We start from the raw sequence: 18,260 nt of genomic DNA on the forward strand, positions 1-18,260 counted from the left end.
TTCCCGGGCAAAGGAGCCGCATGATGTCTGCCAACGCTTCCCCCCTCACGTCGGTGATCGTGGCGGGGGCCCGCACCCCGATGGGCCGCCTGCTCGGCTCGCTCAAGGACTTCAGCGGCGCCGAACTGGGGGGCTTCGCCATCCGGGCGGCGCTGGAGCGGGCCGGGATCACCGGCGACCGGGTGCAGTATGTGATCATGGGGCAGGTGCTCCAGGCCGGGGCCGGGCAGCTCCCGGCGCGGCAGGCCGCCGTGCACGCCGGTATCCCGATGACCGTGCCGGCCCTGACCGTCAACAAGGTCTGCCTGTCCGGGCTCGACGCCATCGCGCTGGCCGACCAGCTGATCCGGGCCGGCGAGTTCGACGTGATCGTCGCGGGCGGCCAGGAGTCCATGACGAACGCCCCGCATCTGCTGCCGGGCTCCCGGGCCGGCTACAAGTACGGCGCGGTCGAGGTGCTGGACTCGATGGCCCGCGACGGGCTGACCGACGCCTTCGAGGGCATCGCCATGGGGGAGTCCACCGAGGCGCACAACGACCGGCTGGGTATCGGCCGCGCCGAGCAGGACGAGATCGCGGCGGCCTCCCACCGGCGGGCCGCCGAGGCGCGCAAGAACGGGCTGTTCGCCACCGAGATCACCCCGGTCGCCGTACCGCAGCGCAAGGGCGATCCGCTGATCGTGGACGCGGACGAGGGCATCCGCCCCGACACCACGGTGGAGACGCTGGGCCGGCTGCGGCCGGCGTTCCGGCCGGACGGCACCATCACCGCCGGTTCCGCCTCCCAGATCTCCGACGGCGCCGCCGCCGTGGTGGTGATGTCGAAGGCGAAGGCGGAGGAACTGGGCCTGGAGTGGATCGCCGAGATCGGCGCGCACGGGAACGTCGCCGGGCCGGACAACTCGCTGCACTCGCAGCCCTCGAACGCGATCCTGCACGCGCTGCGCAAGGACGGCCTGGAGGTGGGCGACCTCGATCTGGTGGAGATCAACGAGGCGTTCGCCGCGGTGGCGGCGCAGTCAATGAAGGATCTCGGAATTGGCCACGAAAGGGTGAATGTGAACGGCGGGGCGATTGCCCTGGGTCACCCGATCGGGGCATCCGGGGCGCGGATCGTGCTCCATCTCGCGCTGGAGCTCGCCCGGCGCGGCGGCGGCACCGGCGCCGCCGCGCTGTGCGGCGGCGGCGGCCAGGGCGACGCCCTCATCCTGCGGGTGCCGCGCCGATGAGCGGCGCGGGGGCACGCACCGTGGACGTACCCGATCTCGTGGCCCGCGCCCGGCGCGGCGACCCGCGCGCGGTGGCCCGGCTCATCTCCGTGGTGGAGGGCGGCGCCCCCCAGCTGCGCGAGGTGATGGCGGCGCTCGCCCCGCACAGCGGCGGCGCCTACGTCATCGGCCTCACCGGCTCGCCCGGCGTCGGCAAGTCCACCTGCACCTCCGCGCTCACCACCGCCTACCGCCGGGCCGGGAAACGGGTCGGGGTGCTCGCCGTCGACCCGTCCTCCCCGTTCTCCGGCGGCGCGCTGCTGGGCGACCGGGTGCGGATGAACGACCACGCCTCCGACCCCGGCGTCTACATCCGCTCCATGGCCACCCGGGGCCGCCTCGGCGGCCTCGCCGAGGCCGCCCCGCAGGCCGTCCGGGTGCTGGACGCGGCCGGCTGCGAGGTGATCCTGGTGGAGACCGTGGGGGTCGGGCAGTCGGAGGTGGAGATCGCCTCCCAGGCCGACACCACCGTGGTGCTGCTCGCTCCCGGCATGGGCGACGGCATCCAGGCCGCCAAGGCCGGAATCCTGGAGATCGGCGACGTCTTCGTCGTCAACAAGGCCGACCGGGACGGCGCCGACGCCACCGTCCGCGAGCTGAACCACATGCTCGGCCTGGGCGCGCCGCGCGGCCCCGGCGACTGGCGCCCCACCGTCACCAAGACCGTGGCGGCGCACGGCGAGGGCGTGGACGACGTGGTGGCCGCGCTGGACAAGCACCGGGCGTGGATGGAGGAGCACGGCGAACTCACCGCCCGCCGCACCCGGCGCGCCGCCCGGGAGATCGAGTCCATCGCGGTGACGGCGCTGCGCGCCCGCATCGCCGACATCGGCGGCGACCACCGGCTGGGCGCCCTCTCCGCCCGCATCGTCGCCGGCGAACTGGACCCGTACGCGGCGGCCGACGCGCTGCTGGCGGAGGTGACCGGCCGGTGACGGCACACCCCGCCGCCCCCGGGGAGGCCGGCCCGGCGACCGGGCCGGCCACCCTGCCCGAGCCCGGCTTCCCGCCCGAGGAGTACGCGCAGCGGCTGTTCACCGCCCGCGCCGCCATGGAACGGCACGGGTTCGACGCCCTGCTCGTCACCGCCCCCGAGGACGTCCACTACCTGTGCGGCCTCGACCACCAGGGCCACTTCGCGCTCACCGCCCTGGTGGTGCCGCTGTACGGCAGACCGGTGCTGATCGAACGCGCCATGGAGACCCCCACCGCCCTCGCCCAGACCCACGGCGTGACCCACCACGGCTACGACGACGCCACCGACCCTGCCGACGCCCTGCTGGAAGCGCTCACCCCGCTCCTCCCGGACGCCCCCGTCGTCGGCTACCAGCCCGCCTCGCTCAGCCTGCCGCCCGCCGCCTGGGACCGGCTGCGGACGGCGGCGGGCATCGTCTGGACCGACGGCCAGGACCTGCTCGGCGGCCAGCGCGCCGTCCACACCCCGCGCGAGATCGCTCGCATCCGCGAGGCCGCCCGGCTCTCCGACACCGCCATGGCCGCCGGCCTGGACGCGGCGGGCGCCGGAGCGGGCGAACACGAGATCGCCGCCGCCGTCTACGCGGCCATGCTGACCGCGGGCGGCGACCTGCCCGCCTTCGCCCCGCTGGTCCGCGACACCGGCCGCCTCGACCGGGAACACCTCACCTGGTCACGGCGCCGCCTCGGACCCGGCGACGGCGTCTTCCTCGAACTCTCCGCCGCCCGGGGCCGCTACCACGCCCCCCTCGCCCGGCTCCGCCCCGCCCCCGGCACCCCCGGAGCGGCCCGGGCCGCCGCCACCTCCCGCGCCGCCATGGACGCGCTGTGCGCGGCGCTGCGCCCCGGCGCCACCGCCGAACAGGTCTTCCACACCTGGCGCACGGTCATCGAGACGGCCACCGGCGAACCGTACGCGCGCCACCACTGCGGCTACCTGGTCGGCATCGGCTTCCCACCCGGCTGGATGGGCGGCACCCGCACCCTGCGCCCCGGCAACACCATGGAACTGCGCGCCGGGATGACCTTCCACGTCCAGTCCTGGCTACTGGACACGGCGCTGGGCACCTACGCCTTCTCCGACACGGCCCTGGTCACCGAGGACGCCTGCGAGGTCCTCACCCGGACCCCGCACCCGGGGTGAGCCGCGTTCGCCTGCGCCCCGCGTCGGCGGCCCCGCGCGCGAGACATGGAACACCGGGCCATCAGGGGGACACGCTCCGGGCCCCGTCGGCCGTAGCGAGGCGGGCGAGCAGCTCCGGATGGTCTGCCAGGCCCTTCTCGGCCGCCGACCTGATCACGGACTCCATGAACGCGCGGTCCACGCGGTCCCAGTCGATCGGGCCGAGCGGCGGCTGCGGGTCGTACTCGATGGCGGCCTGGATCGTCCGGGCGGCATCCTCGCCCACCAGCTCGGTGACCAGGTGCAGGGCCATGTCGATGCCCGCCGCCACTCCGGCGGCCGTGAGCACGCGCCCGTCCGCGACCCAGCGCCGGGACACGGGTGTCGCGCCGAAGGCGCGCAGCATCGGCATGGCAGCCCAGTGGGTGACCGCCTCACGGCCCTCGAGCAGACCGGCGGCCCCGAGGATCAGCGAGCCGGTGCAGACCGAGCCCACCACCTCGGCGTCCTGGGCCGCCTGCCGGACGTAGCCGGTCAGCTGTTCGTCCGCGAGGGCGGCGAAGGTCGGGGCACCGCCGCCCGGGACGATCAGGCCGTACGGCGCGGGCACCTGCTCGAAGGTGTGGGAGGCGGTTACGGACACCGGGCTGTCCGTCGGCAGCGGCCGGCGGGCCGCTGCCACCGTGACCGCCTCGAAGCCGAGCCCGAGTCCCTGCAAGCCGCTGATGACCTGGAGCGGCCCCACGAAGTCGAGGGTGGTCAGGCCGGGGTAGAGCACGAACGCGATGGTCTTGGTCGTTGTCATGCCACCAGCTTTGCCGGGGTGAACGGCCGTCGCGCGGACCGTGTCTGGAATCCTGTGATCCCTGTCTTCCGGACGCCAGGAGCCGCTGATGCGCCGTGTGGTCGTGATCGGTTACCCGGACACCGAACTGCTCGACATCTCCTGCCCGACAGGCGTGTTCGACGCGGCCACGCGCTGGGGCGCGAACCCCGGATACCGGGTCGAGCTGGTCTCGCTCGGTGGCCTGCCGGTACGCACGAGCTGCGGCCTCACCCTCGCCGCCGACGCCCTGGAGCGGGTCGGCGGCCGGTTGGACAGCGTGGTGGTGGCGGGCGGGCCGGGGCATCGGACCGCTGCCGAGGACGCCCGGCTGCTCGTCCACCTGCGCCGGCTGGCCGGGCTCAGCCGCCGGGTGGTCTCGGTGTGCACGGGCGCCACCCTGCTGGCCGCGGCCGGCCTGCTGGACCGGCGCCGGGCGACCACGCACTGGACGTGGGCGGCGGAGCTGGCCGCCCGGTACCCGGCCGTGACCGTGGACCCCGCGTCGCTGTTCGTCTCCGACGGCAATGTCCATACCTCGGCGGGCGTCACCAGCGCGATCGACCTCACGCTCGACCTGGTGGAGCAGGACCACGGCCCGGCGCTGGCCCGCGAGGTGGCCCGGTTGCTGGTCGCGTACCTGCAGCGGCCGGGCAACCAGGCGCAGGTGAGCATGCACGTGGCGGCGCCGCCGCCCGACCACCGGCTGGTCCGGGAGGTCTGCGAACACATCACCGCCCACCCGGACGCCGACCTCGACGCTGCCACGCTGGCGCGATTCGCCGGGGTGAGCCCGCGTCACCTCACCCGGTTGTTCGCGGCGGAGCTCGGCACCACACCTGCCCGGCACGTGCGCGCCGTGCGCGCCGAAGCCGCCGCCCAGCTGCTGGCCGCCACCAGCCTGCCGCTCACCGCCATCGCCCGCCAGTGCGGACTGCGAACCACCGAGACGCTGCGGCAGGCCTTCGCCGATCTGTTCGCGACCACGCCGTCGGCGTACCGGCGGGCGGCCCGGCACGGCTGAAGCTGTTGCGCCCGGGCACGGGGCGCCGGCGGCCGACCCGATGCACTGCATCGCCTTCTCCCGCTCGACCGGGTCGTTGCCGGCGATGACGCCGCGGTTGCCGAACCCGAGCCACTGGGAGAAGCGGTTGGCGTCCTTCCGCGATCCCGAGGGCAGCCGCTTCAGCGGCGTGGATGAGGAGATCGCTCCCCCCTCACGGAGATGGCCACCCGCATCAGGTGCCGGAACCGGAGCTCGATCAGGCCCCGGTCGATGCCCCATCGCCCGCGCGCCACCACCGGACAGGTCCTCCCCACCTGGCGTGCGGCAGCCCGTGGTGCCGGCCGTCCGCGCGGAAGCGCGGCACAAACCAGTACGTCCGTGGCGTTTCCCCTGGCACACTGTCCCCCGTGTCCCGTCCCGCACCGCTTCCCCTCCTCCGGGCCGACTGCGCCAGCTGTTTCGCGCTGTGCTGCGTCGCCCTGCCGTTCGCCGCCTCCGCCGACTTCGCGGCCGACAAGCCCGCCGGCCGGCCCTGTGCGCAGCTGCGGGACGACTTCCGCTGCGGCATCCATGAGCGGCTGCGCCCGGCCGGGTACGCCGGCTGCACCGTCTACGACTGCTTCGGCGCCGGGCAGCGCGTCTCGCAGCACACGTTCGGGGGACGCGACTGGCGGGAGGACCCGGCGACCGCCCGCGCCATGTTCGCGGCCTTTCCCGTCGTCCGGCAGCTCCACGAACTGCTGTGGTACCTGACGGAGGCCCTGACCCTGCGGCCCGCCGCCCCGCTGCACGGTGAGGTGCGCCGGGCGCTGGAGGCGACGGAGCGGCTGGCGGCCGGTACCCCCGAGGAACTGCGCGCCACTGAGGTGGCCGGCCACCGGGACGAAGTCAGCGCGCTGCTGCTGCGGGTCAGCGAACGGGTACGGGCCGGGCTTCCGGGCCGCCGCCGCAACCACCGGGGTGCCGATCTCATCGGCGCCCGGCTGAAGGGCGCCGAGCTGCGCGGCGCGAACCTGCGCGGTGCGCGGCTGATCGCCGCCGATCTGCGGTCGGCGCGGCTGTCGCTGGCCGATCTGATCGGCGCGGACCTCCGCGACGCGCGGCTGCACGGGGCGGATCTGCGCGACGCGCTCTTCCTCACCCAGGCGCAGCTGAACGCCGCCCGGGGCGACGGGGCCACCCGGCTGCCCGAAGGGCTCAGCCGGCCCGCCCACTGGCCGGCGGGCTGATCCCGGCCACGGTCAGGGCGAGCAGCCGGTCCGCCTCGGCGGCCGGGTCGCGGTGGTGCTCGGTGGCCAGCGCGATGCCGGTGACCAGGGTCAGCAGATCGGCGATGGTGAGGTCCGGGGCGATCGCGCCGTCCCGGGCGGCGCGCCGCAGCAGGGGGTCGGCGGCGTCGCTCAGTTTCGTGGAGCACAGGGACACGTGCGCCTCGTCGTAGGTGAGGGTGGTGGCCATGCCCCGGGCGGAGGCGGCGTACGCGGTGACGTCGCTCAGCCAGGTGAGCAGCGCGGCCCGGCTGTCCGGGGTGTCGGCCAGCGCGCGGGCGCGGGCGCACAGGGCTTCGGCGCGCTCCTGGAAGACGGCGTCGAGCAGGGCGCGGCGGCTGGGGAAGTGGCGGCGCACGGTGGCCGATCCGACGCCGGCGGCGCGGGCGACCTGTTCCAGGGAGGTGTCGGCGCCGTGGGCGGCGACCTCGGCTTCGGCCACGGCGAGGATCAGGGCGTGATTGCGCCGGGCGTCCGCGCGCTGCTGGGCGGGCATGGTGGGCGCCTCCGGAGGGGGTTTGCCAAGTGGCGGGGTCCTCCGTATCGTACCGAAACGTAAACGGCGGGCCCCGCCGTTTAGCTCTCCGTGCCTGCCCCGAAACCGAGGTGCACCCCCATGCCCAGCGATCCCGCCGCCGGTCCCGCCGCCGCCCCGCACGCCGCCGCCACCGAGCCCGCCGCCGTCGAGCCCGCTGCGGTCGATCCCGCCGCCCCCGTCCTGGTCACCGGCGCCACCGGCCGCCAGGGCGGCGCCACCGCCCGCGCCCTGCTCGCCGCCGGTGTCCCCGTCCGGGCCCTGGTCCGCGACCCCGGCACCGCCCGCGCCCGCGCCGTCGAAGCGCTCGGCGCCACCCTGGTCACCGGCGACCTCGACGACCCCGCCTCGCTGCGCCGCGCCGCCGACGGCGCCCGCGCCGTCTTCTCCGTCCAGATGCCCGACTTCGCCGCCCGGGGCTTCGACGGCGAACTCGCCCAGGGCCGCAACCTGGTCGAAGCCGCCCGCGCCACCGGCGTGCCCCAGTTCGTCCACACCTCCGTCTCGCGCAACGAGGCACCCCAGTGGTCCGGCTGGGCCGCCATGACGCCCTACTTCGCCGCCAAGTCCGGTATCGAGGACGCGGTACGTGCGGCGGACTTCCCCTCCTGGACGCTGATCCGGCCCGCCTTCTTCATGGAGAACTTCGAGCCCGCCATGGAATTCCTCATCCCGCGCGGGGTGGCCGGCGGCCTGGTGAGCGTCATCAAGCCCACGACCCGGCTGTCCCTCGTCGCGGCCGCCGATGTCGGCACCACCGCCGCCGCGGCCGTCGCCGACCCGGTCCGGTTCCACCGGGTGGAACTCGACCTGGCCGGCGACTATCTGCCGATGACCGAGATCGCCGCGATCCTCTCCCGGGTGCTGGACGCCGAGCTGACCGCCCCCGACATGACCGAGGAGCAGGCCACCGCGGCCGGGATGCCGGGCATGGGAGCCTCCCACGAACTGATGAACGTGGCCGGCCAGCCCGCGCGCCCCGCCTTCGCCGAGGCACTCGGCATCCCGGTCACCGGCTTCGCACAGTGGGCGCGCGAGACCCTGCGGCCCACCGCCTGACCCCACGGCACTGCTGTGCGGTACCGGCCGGCGCTGCCGCCACCGCGCGGCACCCGCCGCCGCTGCGGCTGCCGCCACCGCGCAGTATCCGCCGCCGCTGCCGCTCGGTGCCCGCTACGGCTACGGCTGCCGCGCGGCCCCCGCCGCCCCGGCTGCCGTTACGGCATCCGGTCCGTCAACAGCACGCGCGCCAGCTCCACCTGGGGTGGCTCCAGCGCGGCCTTGCCGTCCTCGATGTCCCACAGCGCGTTCTGGAGCACCCGGCCCAGCGTCCACACCGCCGCCCGCCGCCGGTCGAGACCCACCCGCTCGGTCAGCTGATCGAAGCGGCGCAGCACCGTACCGCGCGGGTCACCGCCGGCCGCGACGACCTCCTCCCACCGGGAATCCAGCGCCGGCCACAGGTCGAACCCCGGGTCCCCGGCCAGGGGTTCGGGGTCGATCGCCAGCCACGGCTCCCGGGTACCGGCCAGCACGTTGTCCTGGTGCAGGTCCCAGTGCAGCAGCCGGTCGCCCGCCTCGCCCAGCACCTCGGCCACCGCGTCCGCGCAGACGGCCACCAGCCGCCGCTCGTCCGGATCGGCCAGCGACCGGACGGCGGCGGGGGCCGCGTCCACCATCGCCCCGGCGATATCGGCCAGGCGCCGGATCCCGGGCGGCGCCGGCACGGCCACCAGCCGGGCCAGCAGCCCGCCGAGGATGTCGCACGCCTTCACGTCGTCGTCGAGGGACGACAACGGCCGTGCGGCGTCCAGCCGTTCCAGCAGCAGGGCGCCACTGCCGGCGGCGTCGTGATCGAGCAGCCGGACGATGCCCCGCCCGTTCCAGGCGCGCAGGCCCGGCACCACGGCCGCGTCGTCCTCGCTCGGCCGCTGGATCTTCAGCACGGCGGGCAGCCCGTCGGCGCGGCGCACCGGCAGCACGATCCCGGCCATGCCGTGCCCCACGGCCCCGTCCGGCCGCAGCGTCCACCGCTCCAGCAGCTCCGCGACCAGGCCGGGCAGCGTGTCCGTCCAGGCGGCGTCGTGTGCCGCGCGGAACGCGTCCGGCACGGCGAAGGGAGCAGAGGTGTTCATGTGTGATTCTCCTTCGTGCAGTTCATTCGTTTCCAGGTCACGAAGGAGTGCGCGGAGGCCCCCGGGCGCGGAGGCGGGGTCACCGCACGGTGCCGCCCCCGTCGTCCGTACCGCCGGGGCGGTCCGTACCGTCCCGCACCAGGAGGCGCAGCGCCCGCTCGGCCGGGCCGCCCGGCTCGGCCAGGTAGACCACCAACTGCTGGCCCGGCGCGTCCCGTACGTCGAACACCTGGTACGTCACCTCCAGCGGCCCGGTGCGCGGGTGCCACAGGTGCTTGGTGTCGCTCGTCTTGCCCCGTACGTCGTGGGCGGCCCACAGCCGGGCGAACTCGGCGCTGCCCGCGCTCAGTTCCGCGACCAGGCCGCGCAGCCGGACATCGTCCGGGTCATGCCCCGCGGCCTCCCGCAGATGGGCCACCGTGGTCCGCGCGGTGTACTCCCACCGGGGGTAGAAGGCCGCGCCCGCCGGGTCGAGGAACGTCATCCGGGCCAGGTTGTCCACCCGCGCGAACGGCGAGAACAGCGCGCCGGCCAGGGCGTTGACGGCCAGCACGTCCAGCGCCCGGCTCATCACGAACGCCGGGGTGGCCGGCCCGGCGCCCGCCAGCAGCAGCCGCAGCGCGGGCGACACCGTGTCCATGGGCGGCGCGGGCGGGGCCTGCGGCGCCGTCCCGGCGAGCCGGTGCAGATGCGCGCACGCCTCCGGTTCCAGTCGCAGCGCCCGGCCGAGCGCGTCCAGTACCTGTGCCGACGGGTGCCGTTCGCGGCCCTGTTCCAGCCGGGTGTAGTAGTCCGCGTTCACCCCCGCCAGCACCGCGACCTCCTCGCGCCGCAGCCCGGCCACCCGGCGCAGCCCGTGGCTCGGCATGCCCACCTCGGACGGCCGCACCCGCGCCCGCCGCGCCCGCAGGAAAGTCCCCAGGTGGTTACCCGTCATGCGCCCCAGCCTACCGAGCGGCACACCGCCCTGCCCGGGTGTGGCACACCCAGCCACCGGCCGTCCTGGTCCGCCCTCCGCGCCGCGCCCAGACTCGACCGGGCCGAGGGGCGGTTGGCCCCGAGGAATCCCAGAAAACCCTCCAGCCGACAGGGAGCACCACCATGTCCGAACCCCGCGTCGTCGCGATCACCGGAGCCAGCAGCGGCATCGGCGAGGCGACCGCCCGCCGGCTCGCCGCCGACGGCCACCGGGTCCTGCTCGGCGCCCGCCGCACCGACCGGCTCGCCGCGCTCACCGCCGAGATCACGGCAGTCGGTGGCACCGCCGACTGCCGCCCGCTGGACGTCACCGACCCCGTCTCCGTCCAGGAGTTCGTGGCCGCCGCCCGTGAACTCCACGGCCGGCTCGACGTCCTGGTCAACAACGCCGGAATCATGCCGCTCTCACCGCTGAACGCGCTGCGTACCGACGAGTGGGACCGGATGATCGACGTGAACCTGCGCGGCGTCCTGCACGGCTTCGCCGCCGCGCTGCCCGTGATGGCGGCCCAGGGCGGCGGGCATCTGATCACCGTCGCCTCGGTCGGCGCGCACGAGGTGGTGCCCACCGCCGCCGTGTACTGCGCCACCAAGTTCGCGGTCCGCGCGTTGAGCGAGGGACTGCGCCAGGAGTCGGACGGTTCCCTGCGGGTCACCGTTGTCTCGCCGGGCGTCACCACCTCCGAACTCGCCGACCACATCGGTGACCCGGACGCCCGGGAGGCCATGCGCGCGTACCGGGCCGTGGCACTGCCCGCCGAGGCGGTCGCGGACGCGATCGCCTACGCCCTCGCGCAGCCGCCGCACGTCGACGTCAACGAGATCGTCGTCCGTCCCGCCGGGAGCGCCCAGTGACCCCGGAGCAGCGGCTGCGGCTGCTGGAGGACAAGGAGGCGGTACGGGGCCTGCTGCTGCGCGGCTGGCGGGCGCTGGACGGCAAGGACTTCGCCACCTGGATCGCCGGCTGGACGCCGGACGCGGTGCTGGAGTTCGGGCCGTGGGGCGCGGTGCACGGCCGGGACGCGATCCGGGCCACCGTGGAGGAGGCCGAGGCGGCGTACCCGGCCATGCAGCACCACATCCTCAACCTGCACATCGAGGTGAACGGGGGCGCGGCCACCGGCATCGGGTACATGTGGTTCGTCGCCACCGGCGCCGACCCCGCCGACCCGTACGCGATGGGCGGCCCGTACGACTGGGAGTTCCGGCGCGGCCCGGACGGCTGGCGGGTGGCCCGGCAGCGGCTCGGCGTGTCCTGGACGACGGGCCGCGACCCGCTGCGCAACTTCCCCTGACGGCCGCGGGGGCGAGCGGGGAACCTCCCCTGCTCGCCCCCGGCCCGGCGGATCAACGGATCACCGGATCGCCCGGTCACCGGATCAGGTGAATCACCGGATCTGGCGGATCTGGCGGATCGGGCGGTTCGGGCGGATCACTTGGAGAACGGAACGGCGTCGGCCGGGTCGGTCGTCCAGTTGGTGGCGACGGGCTGGTCCACCAGGACCGGCTCGTCCAGCGGGAAGCTCGCCGGGTCGCTCTCGTCGCCGAGGATGCCGATGATCAGCTGCTCGTACTCCACGCCGTTGTCGTCGCTGGTGGTCTTCGGGGAGATGCCCGCGTAGGCGACGGCGTCGCCGGACAGCTTGATGCTGTCGCCGACGGCGTGGCCGGCCGGGCCGGCGTGGCTCTCCTCGGCGGAGCCGAACGCGGCGGCCGGGTAGGAGCCCTCCAGGTGGCAGGTGATGCCCTCGTTGGCCTGGGCGGTGACCAGGAAGTAGCCGCCGGCCTGGGTCTCCGTGCTCACCGTGAAGGTCAGGTCGGTGGTGCCGCAGGTCTGCTCGACCGGGTTGCCCTCGCCGTCACCGGAACCGTCGCGCCCGGTGTCGCCGTCGGCCGCGTCGTCCTCGGTCGTGTCGCCGGAACCGCCGTCGCCGGCCCCGGCGGAGTCGGAGCTGTCGGCGCCGTTGTCCAGGACCTCGTCCTCGCACGCGGTGAGGGTGGCGGTGAGCGCGGCGGCGGCGGCGATGGCCAGGGCCAGGCGGGCGGAACGGGTGGCACGGCGCGTACGCATCGGAATCTCCATCTGTGAGGGTTTGGGCGGTGTCTTGCTGATGACTCCACAGTAGGGGTGCGGCGATCATCGATTGATTCCGCGCGTGTCCGGGTTCCGTTGCACCGGATGCCCTTTGGGGCAGCCCCTTCGGGCTGTTCCGAGTGCACTTTTGGCCCGTCATTCCTGCAACATTCGAGCGCCGAACTGCGTATGGCCCAGTGAAAACCCCCGCATACCCCCGGGAAAGCCGCATCCGGTGCTGCCCCGATGGCCCACTGGCCGCCACCGGCACCGTACTGCCACCATCGGGGGATGCCGATCCCCCGGGCGGTCGCCGTGGTCGTCGACGGACACCGCGTCCTGGTCATCCAGCGGTACCGGAAGACGCCGCCGGGCGCACGCTGCACCCTGTGCGAGGCCACCGGCCACCATGGCCCCGGCTGCCCAGGCCACCACTACACGCTGCTGCCCGGCGGACACGTCGAGGACGGCGAGAGTTCGCAGGCGGCGGCGGTGCGGGAGTTGCGGGAGGAGACGTCGCTCGACGCCCGGATCGACCGCCTGGTGTGGACCGGCCTCCACTACGACCGTCCGGCCCGCTACTACCTGATGACGGACGTCCGGGGCCGCGCCGTCCTGTCCGGCGAGGAGGCCGAGGCGCACGGGCCGGACAACACCTACCGCCTGCGCTGGGCAGCGCCCGGCGACTTCGCCGCCCTCAACCTCGTCCCGGCCGACATCCGCGCCCCGCTCACGCGCCTGCTGGAGCCGGCGGCGGGGGCCGCGACCGCCGGGGACCGCCCGCGACCGAGCGGGACCGAGCCGGACTGAGCGGGAGTGGGCCGGAACTGAGCGGGACTGAGCGAGGCGGGGCCGGACTGCGCAGGGCCGAGCCGGCCCAGCCAGCCGAGCCGGGCCGCCGGACTGTGTGGACCCGAGCGGGGAGGCGGCTTGCATCTCAAGCCACTGGAGATCCCATAGTGGCGGCCATGAACGACACCGAGCTGTACCCGATCGGCGACGTGGCCCGCCGCACCGGCCTCAGCGTCAGCGCCGTCCGCTACTACGGTGACACCGGGATCGTCCCCGCCACCCGGGTGACGGCGGCGGGCCACCGGCTGTACGACGTCGCCGCGATCGCCCGGCTGGAACTGGTCCGCACCCTCCGCGAACTGGACACCGGCCTCGACGGCATCCGGCAACTTCTCGACGGCGAAACCGATCTGCACGGGCTGCTCGCCGCCCACCTGGAGATCGTCGAACGCCAGGGCCGCGCGCTGCGCGCCCGGCGGGCGGTACTGCGCACACTGCTCAAGCAGCACGGCACTACCGCCCAGGCCGCGCTGCTGCACCGGCTCGCCTCCCTGTCCGACGAGGAGCGCGAACGCATCGTCGACGCCTTCTGGACCGAGGTGGTGACGGACCTCGACCTCACTCCCGGATTCGCCGACCGGCTGCGGACGGCCCGCCCCGTACTGCCGGAGGACCCCACCACCGGCCAGCTCGAAGCGTGGCTGGAGCTGGCGAACCTGGTACAGGACGCGGAGTTCCGCAGCGCGGTGCGCACCGAACTCCGCGACACCTACGGCACGACCGAGGGCCGGTTCGTGACCACCGCCCCGGTGCAGGACTTCATCCACGAGGAGGGCGCCCCGATCATGGAACGGCTGCTTGCCGAACACCGCGCCGGAACGCCGGCCGACGCCCCGCACGTCCAGGAACTGATCGACGCCTTCGTGCGGGCGGTCCCGTGGAACCTGGCTCCGCAGCCCGGCGGCTCCCGCCGCGCACGGCTGGCCCGGCTCTACCGCGAGTACGAGCGACTGCGGACGGAAGCACAGCGGGAAGGCGCGGACCATCCGTTCGCGGCGAACCCCGCCCACGACCGGTATCTGTCCCTGGTCGCCGTCATCAACGGAACGCCTCCCGCCGACGCGGGCCCGGAGGCCCCGATGCCCTTCACCTGGCTGGCGACGGCTCTGAGTACCCCGGCGGAGAGCCGGGCCGGCTGATCAGGCCGGGGCGATTCGGGCGCGCAGCAGGCAGAACTCGTTGCCTTCTGGATCCGACAGTACGTGCCAGGTCTCCGCGCCGGTCTGGCCGATGTCCACGGGCTTGGCGCCGAGCGCCAGCAGCCGTTCCAGTTCGGCGTCCTGGTCGCGGTCGGTGGGGCTGACATCCAGGTGGAGCGGCAGCTTGCCCCGCCGGGGGTCGGTGCTGGGACTGAGCACGAGCGTGGGCTGCGGCCCGCCGAACCCGGCGACGGGCGGCCCGATCTCGATACTGCCGTCGTCCTCCCGCCCGAGTTCGACGTAGCCCAGCACCTCACACCAGAACGCGGCGAGCCGCTCGGCATCGGCGGCGTCGATGACCAGTTCACTAATGCGGCATGCCATGCCGGGAGTGTAGGGAGGGCGGCCGAGCCCCCGGCAAGGCATTTTCCCGGCTCTGGGGTGCCCGCCCCCGCCCGCCCCCCGGCTACCGCCGTGCGGTGGGCGCGGTCGCGAGGAACGCGGTCCAAGCGGCCGGGGAGAGGCGCAGGACAGGTCCGTTCGGGTCCTTGGAATCCCGTATGGCGACCCCGGCGCGCGTGATGATGGCCACCTCAACGCAGGCACCCTCGGGGGTCCCGTTGCTGTAGCTGGACTTGCGAAAGGTGAGGGCTGTCATGTCCTAGATTCCTCGGCGGATGTCGTCGATCAGTTGGAGGGAGTCGTGCTGCGAAAGGCTCAGCCTCGACGTGCGGTCGAAGTAGCCCTGGTACTTGGCGCTCTCCTCCTCATTCTCAACCCACAGAGCCGACGAGATAGTGTCCGCGTAGATGACATCGGTGGCTTCGGACTCAGCGAACGAGAGGATGTGAAACGCACCGCCTGCGCAAGGGTGTGCTCCTGCATGGAAGGGCAGGACCTGCAAGCGCACAGTGGCCAGTTCGGCCATCTCCTGGAGATGGGACAACTGGCGCCGCATGACCTCCGGGCCACCGACGAGCTGGCGTAGCACCGGCTCCCACACCACGGCATACACCTGCAGAGCGTTTTCGCCGTGCAGCCGTTGCTGCCGCTTCTGACGCACCTCGACAATCGGATCGATTTCCTCCGGGTCGGTCCAGTTGCCGTGGCCGACCACCAGAGCACGGGTGTATTCGGGGATCTGCAGCAGCCCGGGGATGAAGGAGAGTTCCCAGCTGCGGATCCGTGTGGCGGCATCCTCCATGGAGATGTACTCGACCAGGGATCCGCTGTTGGGAAAGTGCTGCCACCAGCCCTTTGCTTTCCGGCGCTCCCGGTCCAGCCGGGCCAGCTGCAACAGGTGCTCCAGGGCACCCGGGTCGGTGCCGCCGTAGAAGTCGTACAGAGCCTTGACGTCGGGATCCCGCACCGGCACCCAGCCGCGCTCCATCTTGACGATCTTGCTGGGCGTGGCACTCAACACGTCAGCTGCGTCCTGCTGTTTGAAGCCCGCCGCATCGCGAAGGCGCAGGAGTTCGCTGCCTAGCTTGCGTCCCAGGACAGTTGAGGTCTGGTTGACCTGCTTAACACCTCGACTCACGGTGACAGTCATACCCCTTTCCGTGCAGACCCGTCGACCGGGTTCACTCATTCGAGACGATCGTCTTGAGGAATATTGCACTGGCGACGCTCGCTCATCTACCGTCAGTCATCGACCGCTCACTCTCGTGGAAGGTGTGATCGTCCATGGCTGTTGTCCCCGACCCCATCCCGGCGCTCCGTCAGGACCGCCTCTCCTACAACCCCGTTCCCGGCAGCGTGCGGCTCGCCCGGCGGCGAGCCGCACGGCTGGTGGGGGAGTGGGGCTGCCCCCGGCTGGCGCAGGACGCCGCGCTCGTCGTGTGCGAGCTGGCCAGCAACGCCCTGCTGCACGGCGGCGTGCCCGGGCGGGCTTTCCGTGTCCACCTGATGCTGCTGCCCGCCGTGTTGCGGGTGGAGGTGACCGACGCGCTGGGGGAGCGGCTTCCCGTTGTCCGGCCCGTGGTGGGCGAACCGACCTGCGGGCGTGGACTGTTGCTGATCGCCGCGCTGACCGCGCGGTGGGGCGTCACGCCGCTGGTGGTCGGCAAGACGGTGTGGGCCGAGTTCGATCTGGAGGAGGGCGAAGGCAGTGGGACTGGGTATGTGGTTCGGCCGGCGTGACCGGAGGGCCGACGCGGCGCCGATGTCGCACCGGATGCGGTGCGATCTGTGCCGGAAGAAGTCCGAGCCGAGCGTGGACTTCGGCCAGGTGCAGGACTGGCAACTGGACCACGCCGCCCGTTATCCCGGGCACCGGCAGTACACCGAGACCCTGACCCGGCCCTGGCGTACCGAGCGCAGCGGGACCGGCCTGGAGATCGAGGTCATGACCGTCCAGGGTGACGGCTGGTACCGGACGGGGGAGTGCACGTTGTGCGGGCGTTCGGGGGTGGCGGTCAGCTGGATCGGTTCGGCGCGGGCGGCGGCACGGTTCGCGCACCTCTTCGGGTGCGGGGAGTGCGTGGCGGCGCTGCGGGAACGCGTCGCGCGCGGGCCGGGTTCGCGCGTACACGGCACCGGCTAGGGCGTGTTCCGAAGGTGCTGGTCACAGCCGTGCGTTGATGGCCGCGACCAGCACGGACGCCTCCTGGCGGACGGCGAGCTTGTCGTACCGCGTCACCACCGCGACGAACGGCCGAACATCACGGTCTGCCGCTTCCCGGGGCCTCGGCAGGCCCAGTGTCCTGCCACGTTGCAGGCCGAGGTCAGGACGAGGAGGCCCAGTCCTCGCAGTGCAACTGCCTGGACGTTACGCAGCCGGTTCCGGGGCCGCCGGTGCCAGGGGAGAGCCTGTTGCCTCCTGCGCCGAAAGCGTCTCGTAGACGGTACCGGCGAGGTCGGGCAGCGTGTCCTCTTCGCCGACGGCGCTGTTCACAGCAAGGGCGATGATCATGCCGGTCTCCGGGAAGTACATGTGCAGCACCCGGTTTCCGTACGTGGCCCCCTCGTAGAACCAGACCGTCCCGGCCACAGGATGGATGATCTTCACGAGACCGAGCCCGAAGCCGAAGGGATCGTCGGCCGTGACGCTCTCGATGGGCTTACCTGTCGTCATCGAGACCAGGGACTCCAGCTCGCGCTGCTGTGCCGGGGGCAGCAGTTGACCGCTGTACAGCGCCCTGTCCCAAGTCGTCATGTCCTCCAGCGAACTCACCAGGCCACCCGCCCCCTGCGCCCAGGACAGGGCGAGCGGAGGAACCGACTTGTTGAGATGCTTCGGCAGGTCGGCATGGGTGGAGTACGGCGCCGGCATGCGCGAGGCCGTGCCCGGAGGGCAGTACGGGGGGAGGCAGGTGTCGTTCATTCCGAGCGGTTCGATGATGCGCTCGGCGAGCTGCTCAACGTACGTATCGTGCGACGCTCGTTCGACAATCATCTGCGCGAGGAGGTAGTTCGTATTCGAGTACTCGTACGTTGCGGGACCCAGTGGCAGGCCCTCCACATAGGACATCAGGCGCTCCAGCGTGAAGCGCGTGGACGGACGGGCGTCGAAATCCCGGAGGAACGCCCTCTGCTCGGTGTAGTTGGGGATGCCGCTGGTCATCGACAGCAGTTGCGTGATGGTGACATCGCCCCACGCCGGATACTCGGGAAGCCACTTTCCCAGCTTGTCCCGCATGGACAGCTTTCCCTCGGCCTCCAGTTGAAGCAGCAGCACGGACGTGAACGCCTTGGTGTTGCTGCCGATCTGCCATAGCGCCTCGCTGTTCACCGGCCGGCCACCGCCGTAGCGGAACGTCCCCGCATCGACCGAGATATCAGGTCGCTGATCGGCATAGGTCACCCGAAGGGAGACCGCTGAGAAATGATCCTTGGCGCCCCGATCGTCCAGATATTCTTCGAGGTCGTCGCGCAGGGACGCGGTGACACTGCGCCCGGATGGCTCCACCACCGCGTGCGCGACGGCCGGCCCACTTCCCGACACCATCATCCCCGGAACAAGCGCCGCGGTGACCGCCGCCAGGGCCACGAGGCGCTTCCCTTGCCGACCACCCCGCCGACGAAGCCTGTACCTCATTGTTGCTTTGCCTCCATCGCCTTGCAGAGAACGGGGAACGACGAT

The 18,260-nt window shown here is 73.1% G+C and carries 21 protein-coding genes; 12 read left to right on the forward strand and 9 right to left on the reverse strand.

Annotated features, from left to right (window positions below):
- Positions 1 to 20 precede the first annotated feature (20 nt).
- Genes BM385_RS23755 through BM385_RS23765 form a run of 3 tightly spaced genes read left to right on the forward strand, consistent with a single transcriptional unit; the run spans position 21 to position 3,387 of the window.
- Positions 21 to 1,229, forward strand: a complete 1,209-nt coding sequence (locus BM385_RS23755) for an acetyl-CoA C-acetyltransferase (RefSeq protein ID WP_175543092.1) — start codon at positions 21 to 23, stop codon at positions 1,227 to 1,229.
- Positions 1,226 to 2,203 (forward strand): methylmalonyl Co-A mutase-associated GTPase MeaB, encoded by a 978-nt coding sequence (gene meaB / locus BM385_RS23760; protein WP_019435914.1) that lies wholly within the window; start codon positions 1,226 to 1,228, stop codon positions 2,201 to 2,203. Before BM385_RS23755 ends, meaB begins: the two co-directional genes overlap by 4 nt.
- The gene (locus tag BM385_RS23765) at positions 2,200 to 3,387 is read left to right on the forward strand and encodes a M24 family metallopeptidase (RefSeq protein ID WP_093844310.1); all 1,188 of its coding nucleotides are present in this window, start codon (positions 2,200 to 2,202) and stop codon (positions 3,385 to 3,387) included. The genes meaB and BM385_RS23765 overlap by 4 nt, the downstream gene beginning before the upstream one ends.
- Positions 3,388 to 3,448: 61 nt before the next feature.
- Here the strand turns inward: BM385_RS23765 and BM385_RS23770 are convergent, their stop codons facing one another.
- Positions 3,449 to 4,171 (reverse strand): DJ-1/PfpI family protein, encoded by a 723-nt coding sequence (locus BM385_RS23770; protein ID WP_093844311.1) that lies wholly within the window; start codon positions 4,169 to 4,171, stop codon positions 3,449 to 3,451.
- An 88-nt stretch (positions 4,172 to 4,259) separates the two neighbouring features.
- Here BM385_RS23770 and BM385_RS23775 point away from each other — a divergent pair, with 88 nt between their 5' ends.
- Both BM385_RS23775 and BM385_RS23780 read left to right on the forward strand, forming a co-directional pair.
- Positions 4,260 to 5,213: a GlxA family transcriptional regulator gene (locus tag BM385_RS23775; RefSeq protein ID WP_093844312.1), complete on the forward strand. Its 954-nt coding sequence runs from the start codon at positions 4,260 to 4,262 to the stop codon at positions 5,211 to 5,213.
- 389 nt (positions 5,214 to 5,602) lie between these two features.
- On the forward strand, positions 5,603 to 6,424 hold the full coding sequence (locus BM385_RS23780; protein WP_093844313.1) for a pentapeptide repeat-containing protein: 822 nt from the start codon (positions 5,603 to 5,605) through the stop codon (positions 6,422 to 6,424).
- Here the strand turns inward: BM385_RS23780 and BM385_RS23785 are convergent.
- Entirely contained in the window at positions 6,393 to 6,959 is a 567-nt protein-coding gene (locus BM385_RS23785; protein ID WP_019435921.1) for a TetR/AcrR family transcriptional regulator, read from the reverse strand. The genes BM385_RS23780 and BM385_RS23785 overlap by 32 nt on opposite strands.
- Positions 6,960 to 7,079: 120 nt before the next feature.
- Between BM385_RS23785 and BM385_RS23790 the strand changes: the two genes are divergently transcribed.
- A complete protein-coding gene (locus tag BM385_RS23790) occupies positions 7,080 to 8,057 on the forward strand; it encodes an NmrA/HSCARG family protein (protein ID WP_254791719.1) in 978 nt (325 codons plus the stop codon).
- A gap of 158 nt (positions 8,058 to 8,215) precedes the next feature.
- On the opposite strand, the gene BM385_RS23795 is transcribed toward BM385_RS23790, so the two are convergent.
- Positions 8,216 to 9,133 (reverse strand): aminoglycoside phosphotransferase family protein, encoded by a 918-nt coding sequence (locus tag BM385_RS23795; protein WP_093844314.1) that lies wholly within the window; start codon positions 9,131 to 9,133, stop codon positions 8,216 to 8,218.
- A gap of 79 nt (positions 9,134 to 9,212) precedes the next feature.
- Complete coding sequence (locus tag BM385_RS23800; RefSeq protein WP_093844315.1) at positions 9,213 to 10,070, reverse strand: helix-turn-helix domain-containing protein; 858 nt, start codon at positions 10,068 to 10,070, stop codon at positions 9,213 to 9,215.
- A gap of 164 nt (positions 10,071 to 10,234) precedes the next feature.
- Between BM385_RS23800 and BM385_RS23805 the strand changes: the two genes are divergently transcribed.
- Together BM385_RS23805 and BM385_RS23810 are read left to right on the forward strand one after the other, a co-directional pair.
- Complete coding sequence (locus tag BM385_RS23805) at positions 10,235 to 10,966, forward strand: SDR family oxidoreductase (protein ID WP_093844316.1); 732 nt, start codon at positions 10,235 to 10,237, stop codon at positions 10,964 to 10,966.
- On the forward strand, positions 10,963 to 11,406 hold the full coding sequence (locus BM385_RS23810) for a nuclear transport factor 2 family protein (protein ID WP_093844317.1): 444 nt from the start codon (positions 10,963 to 10,965) through the stop codon (positions 11,404 to 11,406). Before BM385_RS23805 ends, BM385_RS23810 begins: the two co-directional genes overlap by 4 nt.
- A 137-nt stretch (positions 11,407 to 11,543) precedes the next feature.
- Here BM385_RS23810 and BM385_RS23815 read toward each other — a convergent pair whose 3' ends face one another.
- Positions 11,544 to 12,182 carry a DUF4232 domain-containing protein gene (locus BM385_RS23815; protein ID WP_019434396.1) on the reverse strand — a complete coding sequence of 213 codons (639 nt, stop codon included), beginning with the start codon at positions 12,180 to 12,182 and terminating at the stop codon, positions 11,544 to 11,546.
- A gap of 294 nt (positions 12,183 to 12,476) precedes the next feature.
- On the opposite strand from BM385_RS23815, the gene BM385_RS23820 reads away from it, so the two are divergent.
- Together BM385_RS23820 and BM385_RS23825 are read left to right on the forward strand one after the other, a co-directional pair.
- Complete coding sequence (locus tag BM385_RS23820) at positions 12,477 to 12,995, forward strand: NUDIX hydrolase (RefSeq protein ID WP_093844318.1); 519 nt, start codon at positions 12,477 to 12,479, stop codon at positions 12,993 to 12,995.
- 158 nt (positions 12,996 to 13,153) lie between these two features.
- Entirely contained in the window at positions 13,154 to 14,176 is a 1,023-nt protein-coding gene (locus BM385_RS23825; RefSeq protein ID WP_093844352.1) for a MerR family transcriptional regulator, read from the forward strand.
- Here BM385_RS23825 and BM385_RS23830 read toward each other — a convergent pair whose 3' ends face one another.
- The 3 genes from BM385_RS23830 to BM385_RS23840 form a co-directional block, all read right to left on the reverse strand.
- Positions 14,177 to 14,560, reverse strand: a complete 384-nt coding sequence (locus tag BM385_RS23830) for a VOC family protein (RefSeq protein WP_093844319.1) — start codon at positions 14,558 to 14,560, stop codon at positions 14,177 to 14,179. It abuts the gene before it with no gap.
- 82 nt (positions 14,561 to 14,642) lie between these two features.
- The gene (locus BM385_RS23835) at positions 14,643 to 14,834 is read right to left on the reverse strand and encodes a DUF397 domain-containing protein (RefSeq protein ID WP_093844320.1); all 192 of its coding nucleotides are present in this window, start codon (positions 14,832 to 14,834) and stop codon (positions 14,643 to 14,645) included.
- Positions 14,835 to 14,837: 3 nt separating this feature from the next.
- Positions 14,838 to 15,728 carry a helix-turn-helix domain-containing protein gene (locus BM385_RS23840; RefSeq protein WP_019434391.1) on the reverse strand — a complete coding sequence of 297 codons (891 nt, stop codon included), beginning with the start codon at positions 15,726 to 15,728 and terminating at the stop codon, positions 14,838 to 14,840.
- 134 nt (positions 15,729 to 15,862) lie between these two features.
- Between BM385_RS23840 and BM385_RS23845 the strand changes: the two genes are divergently transcribed.
- On the forward strand, positions 15,863 to 16,318 hold the full coding sequence (locus BM385_RS23845; RefSeq protein ID WP_019434390.1) for an ATP-binding protein: 456 nt from the start codon (positions 15,863 to 15,865) through the stop codon (positions 16,316 to 16,318).
- The gene (locus BM385_RS27350) at positions 16,287 to 16,721 is read left to right on the forward strand and encodes a DUF7848 domain-containing protein (protein WP_175543093.1); all 435 of its coding nucleotides are present in this window, start codon (positions 16,287 to 16,289) and stop codon (positions 16,719 to 16,721) included. Before BM385_RS23845 ends, BM385_RS27350 begins: the two co-directional genes overlap by 32 nt.
- A 225-nt stretch (positions 16,722 to 16,946) precedes the next feature.
- Here BM385_RS27350 and BM385_RS23855 read toward each other — a convergent pair whose 3' ends face one another.
- Positions 16,947 to 18,167 carry a serine hydrolase domain-containing protein gene (locus tag BM385_RS23855; RefSeq protein ID WP_254791720.1) on the reverse strand — a complete coding sequence of 407 codons (1,221 nt, stop codon included), beginning with the start codon at positions 18,165 to 18,167 and terminating at the stop codon, positions 16,947 to 16,949.
- Positions 18,168 to 18,260 lie beyond the last annotated feature (93 nt).

It is taken from the genome of Streptomyces harbinensis (genome assembly GCF_900116145.1).
GTDB lineage: Bacteria > Actinomycetota > Actinomycetes > Streptomycetales > Streptomycetaceae > Streptomyces > Streptomyces carpaticus.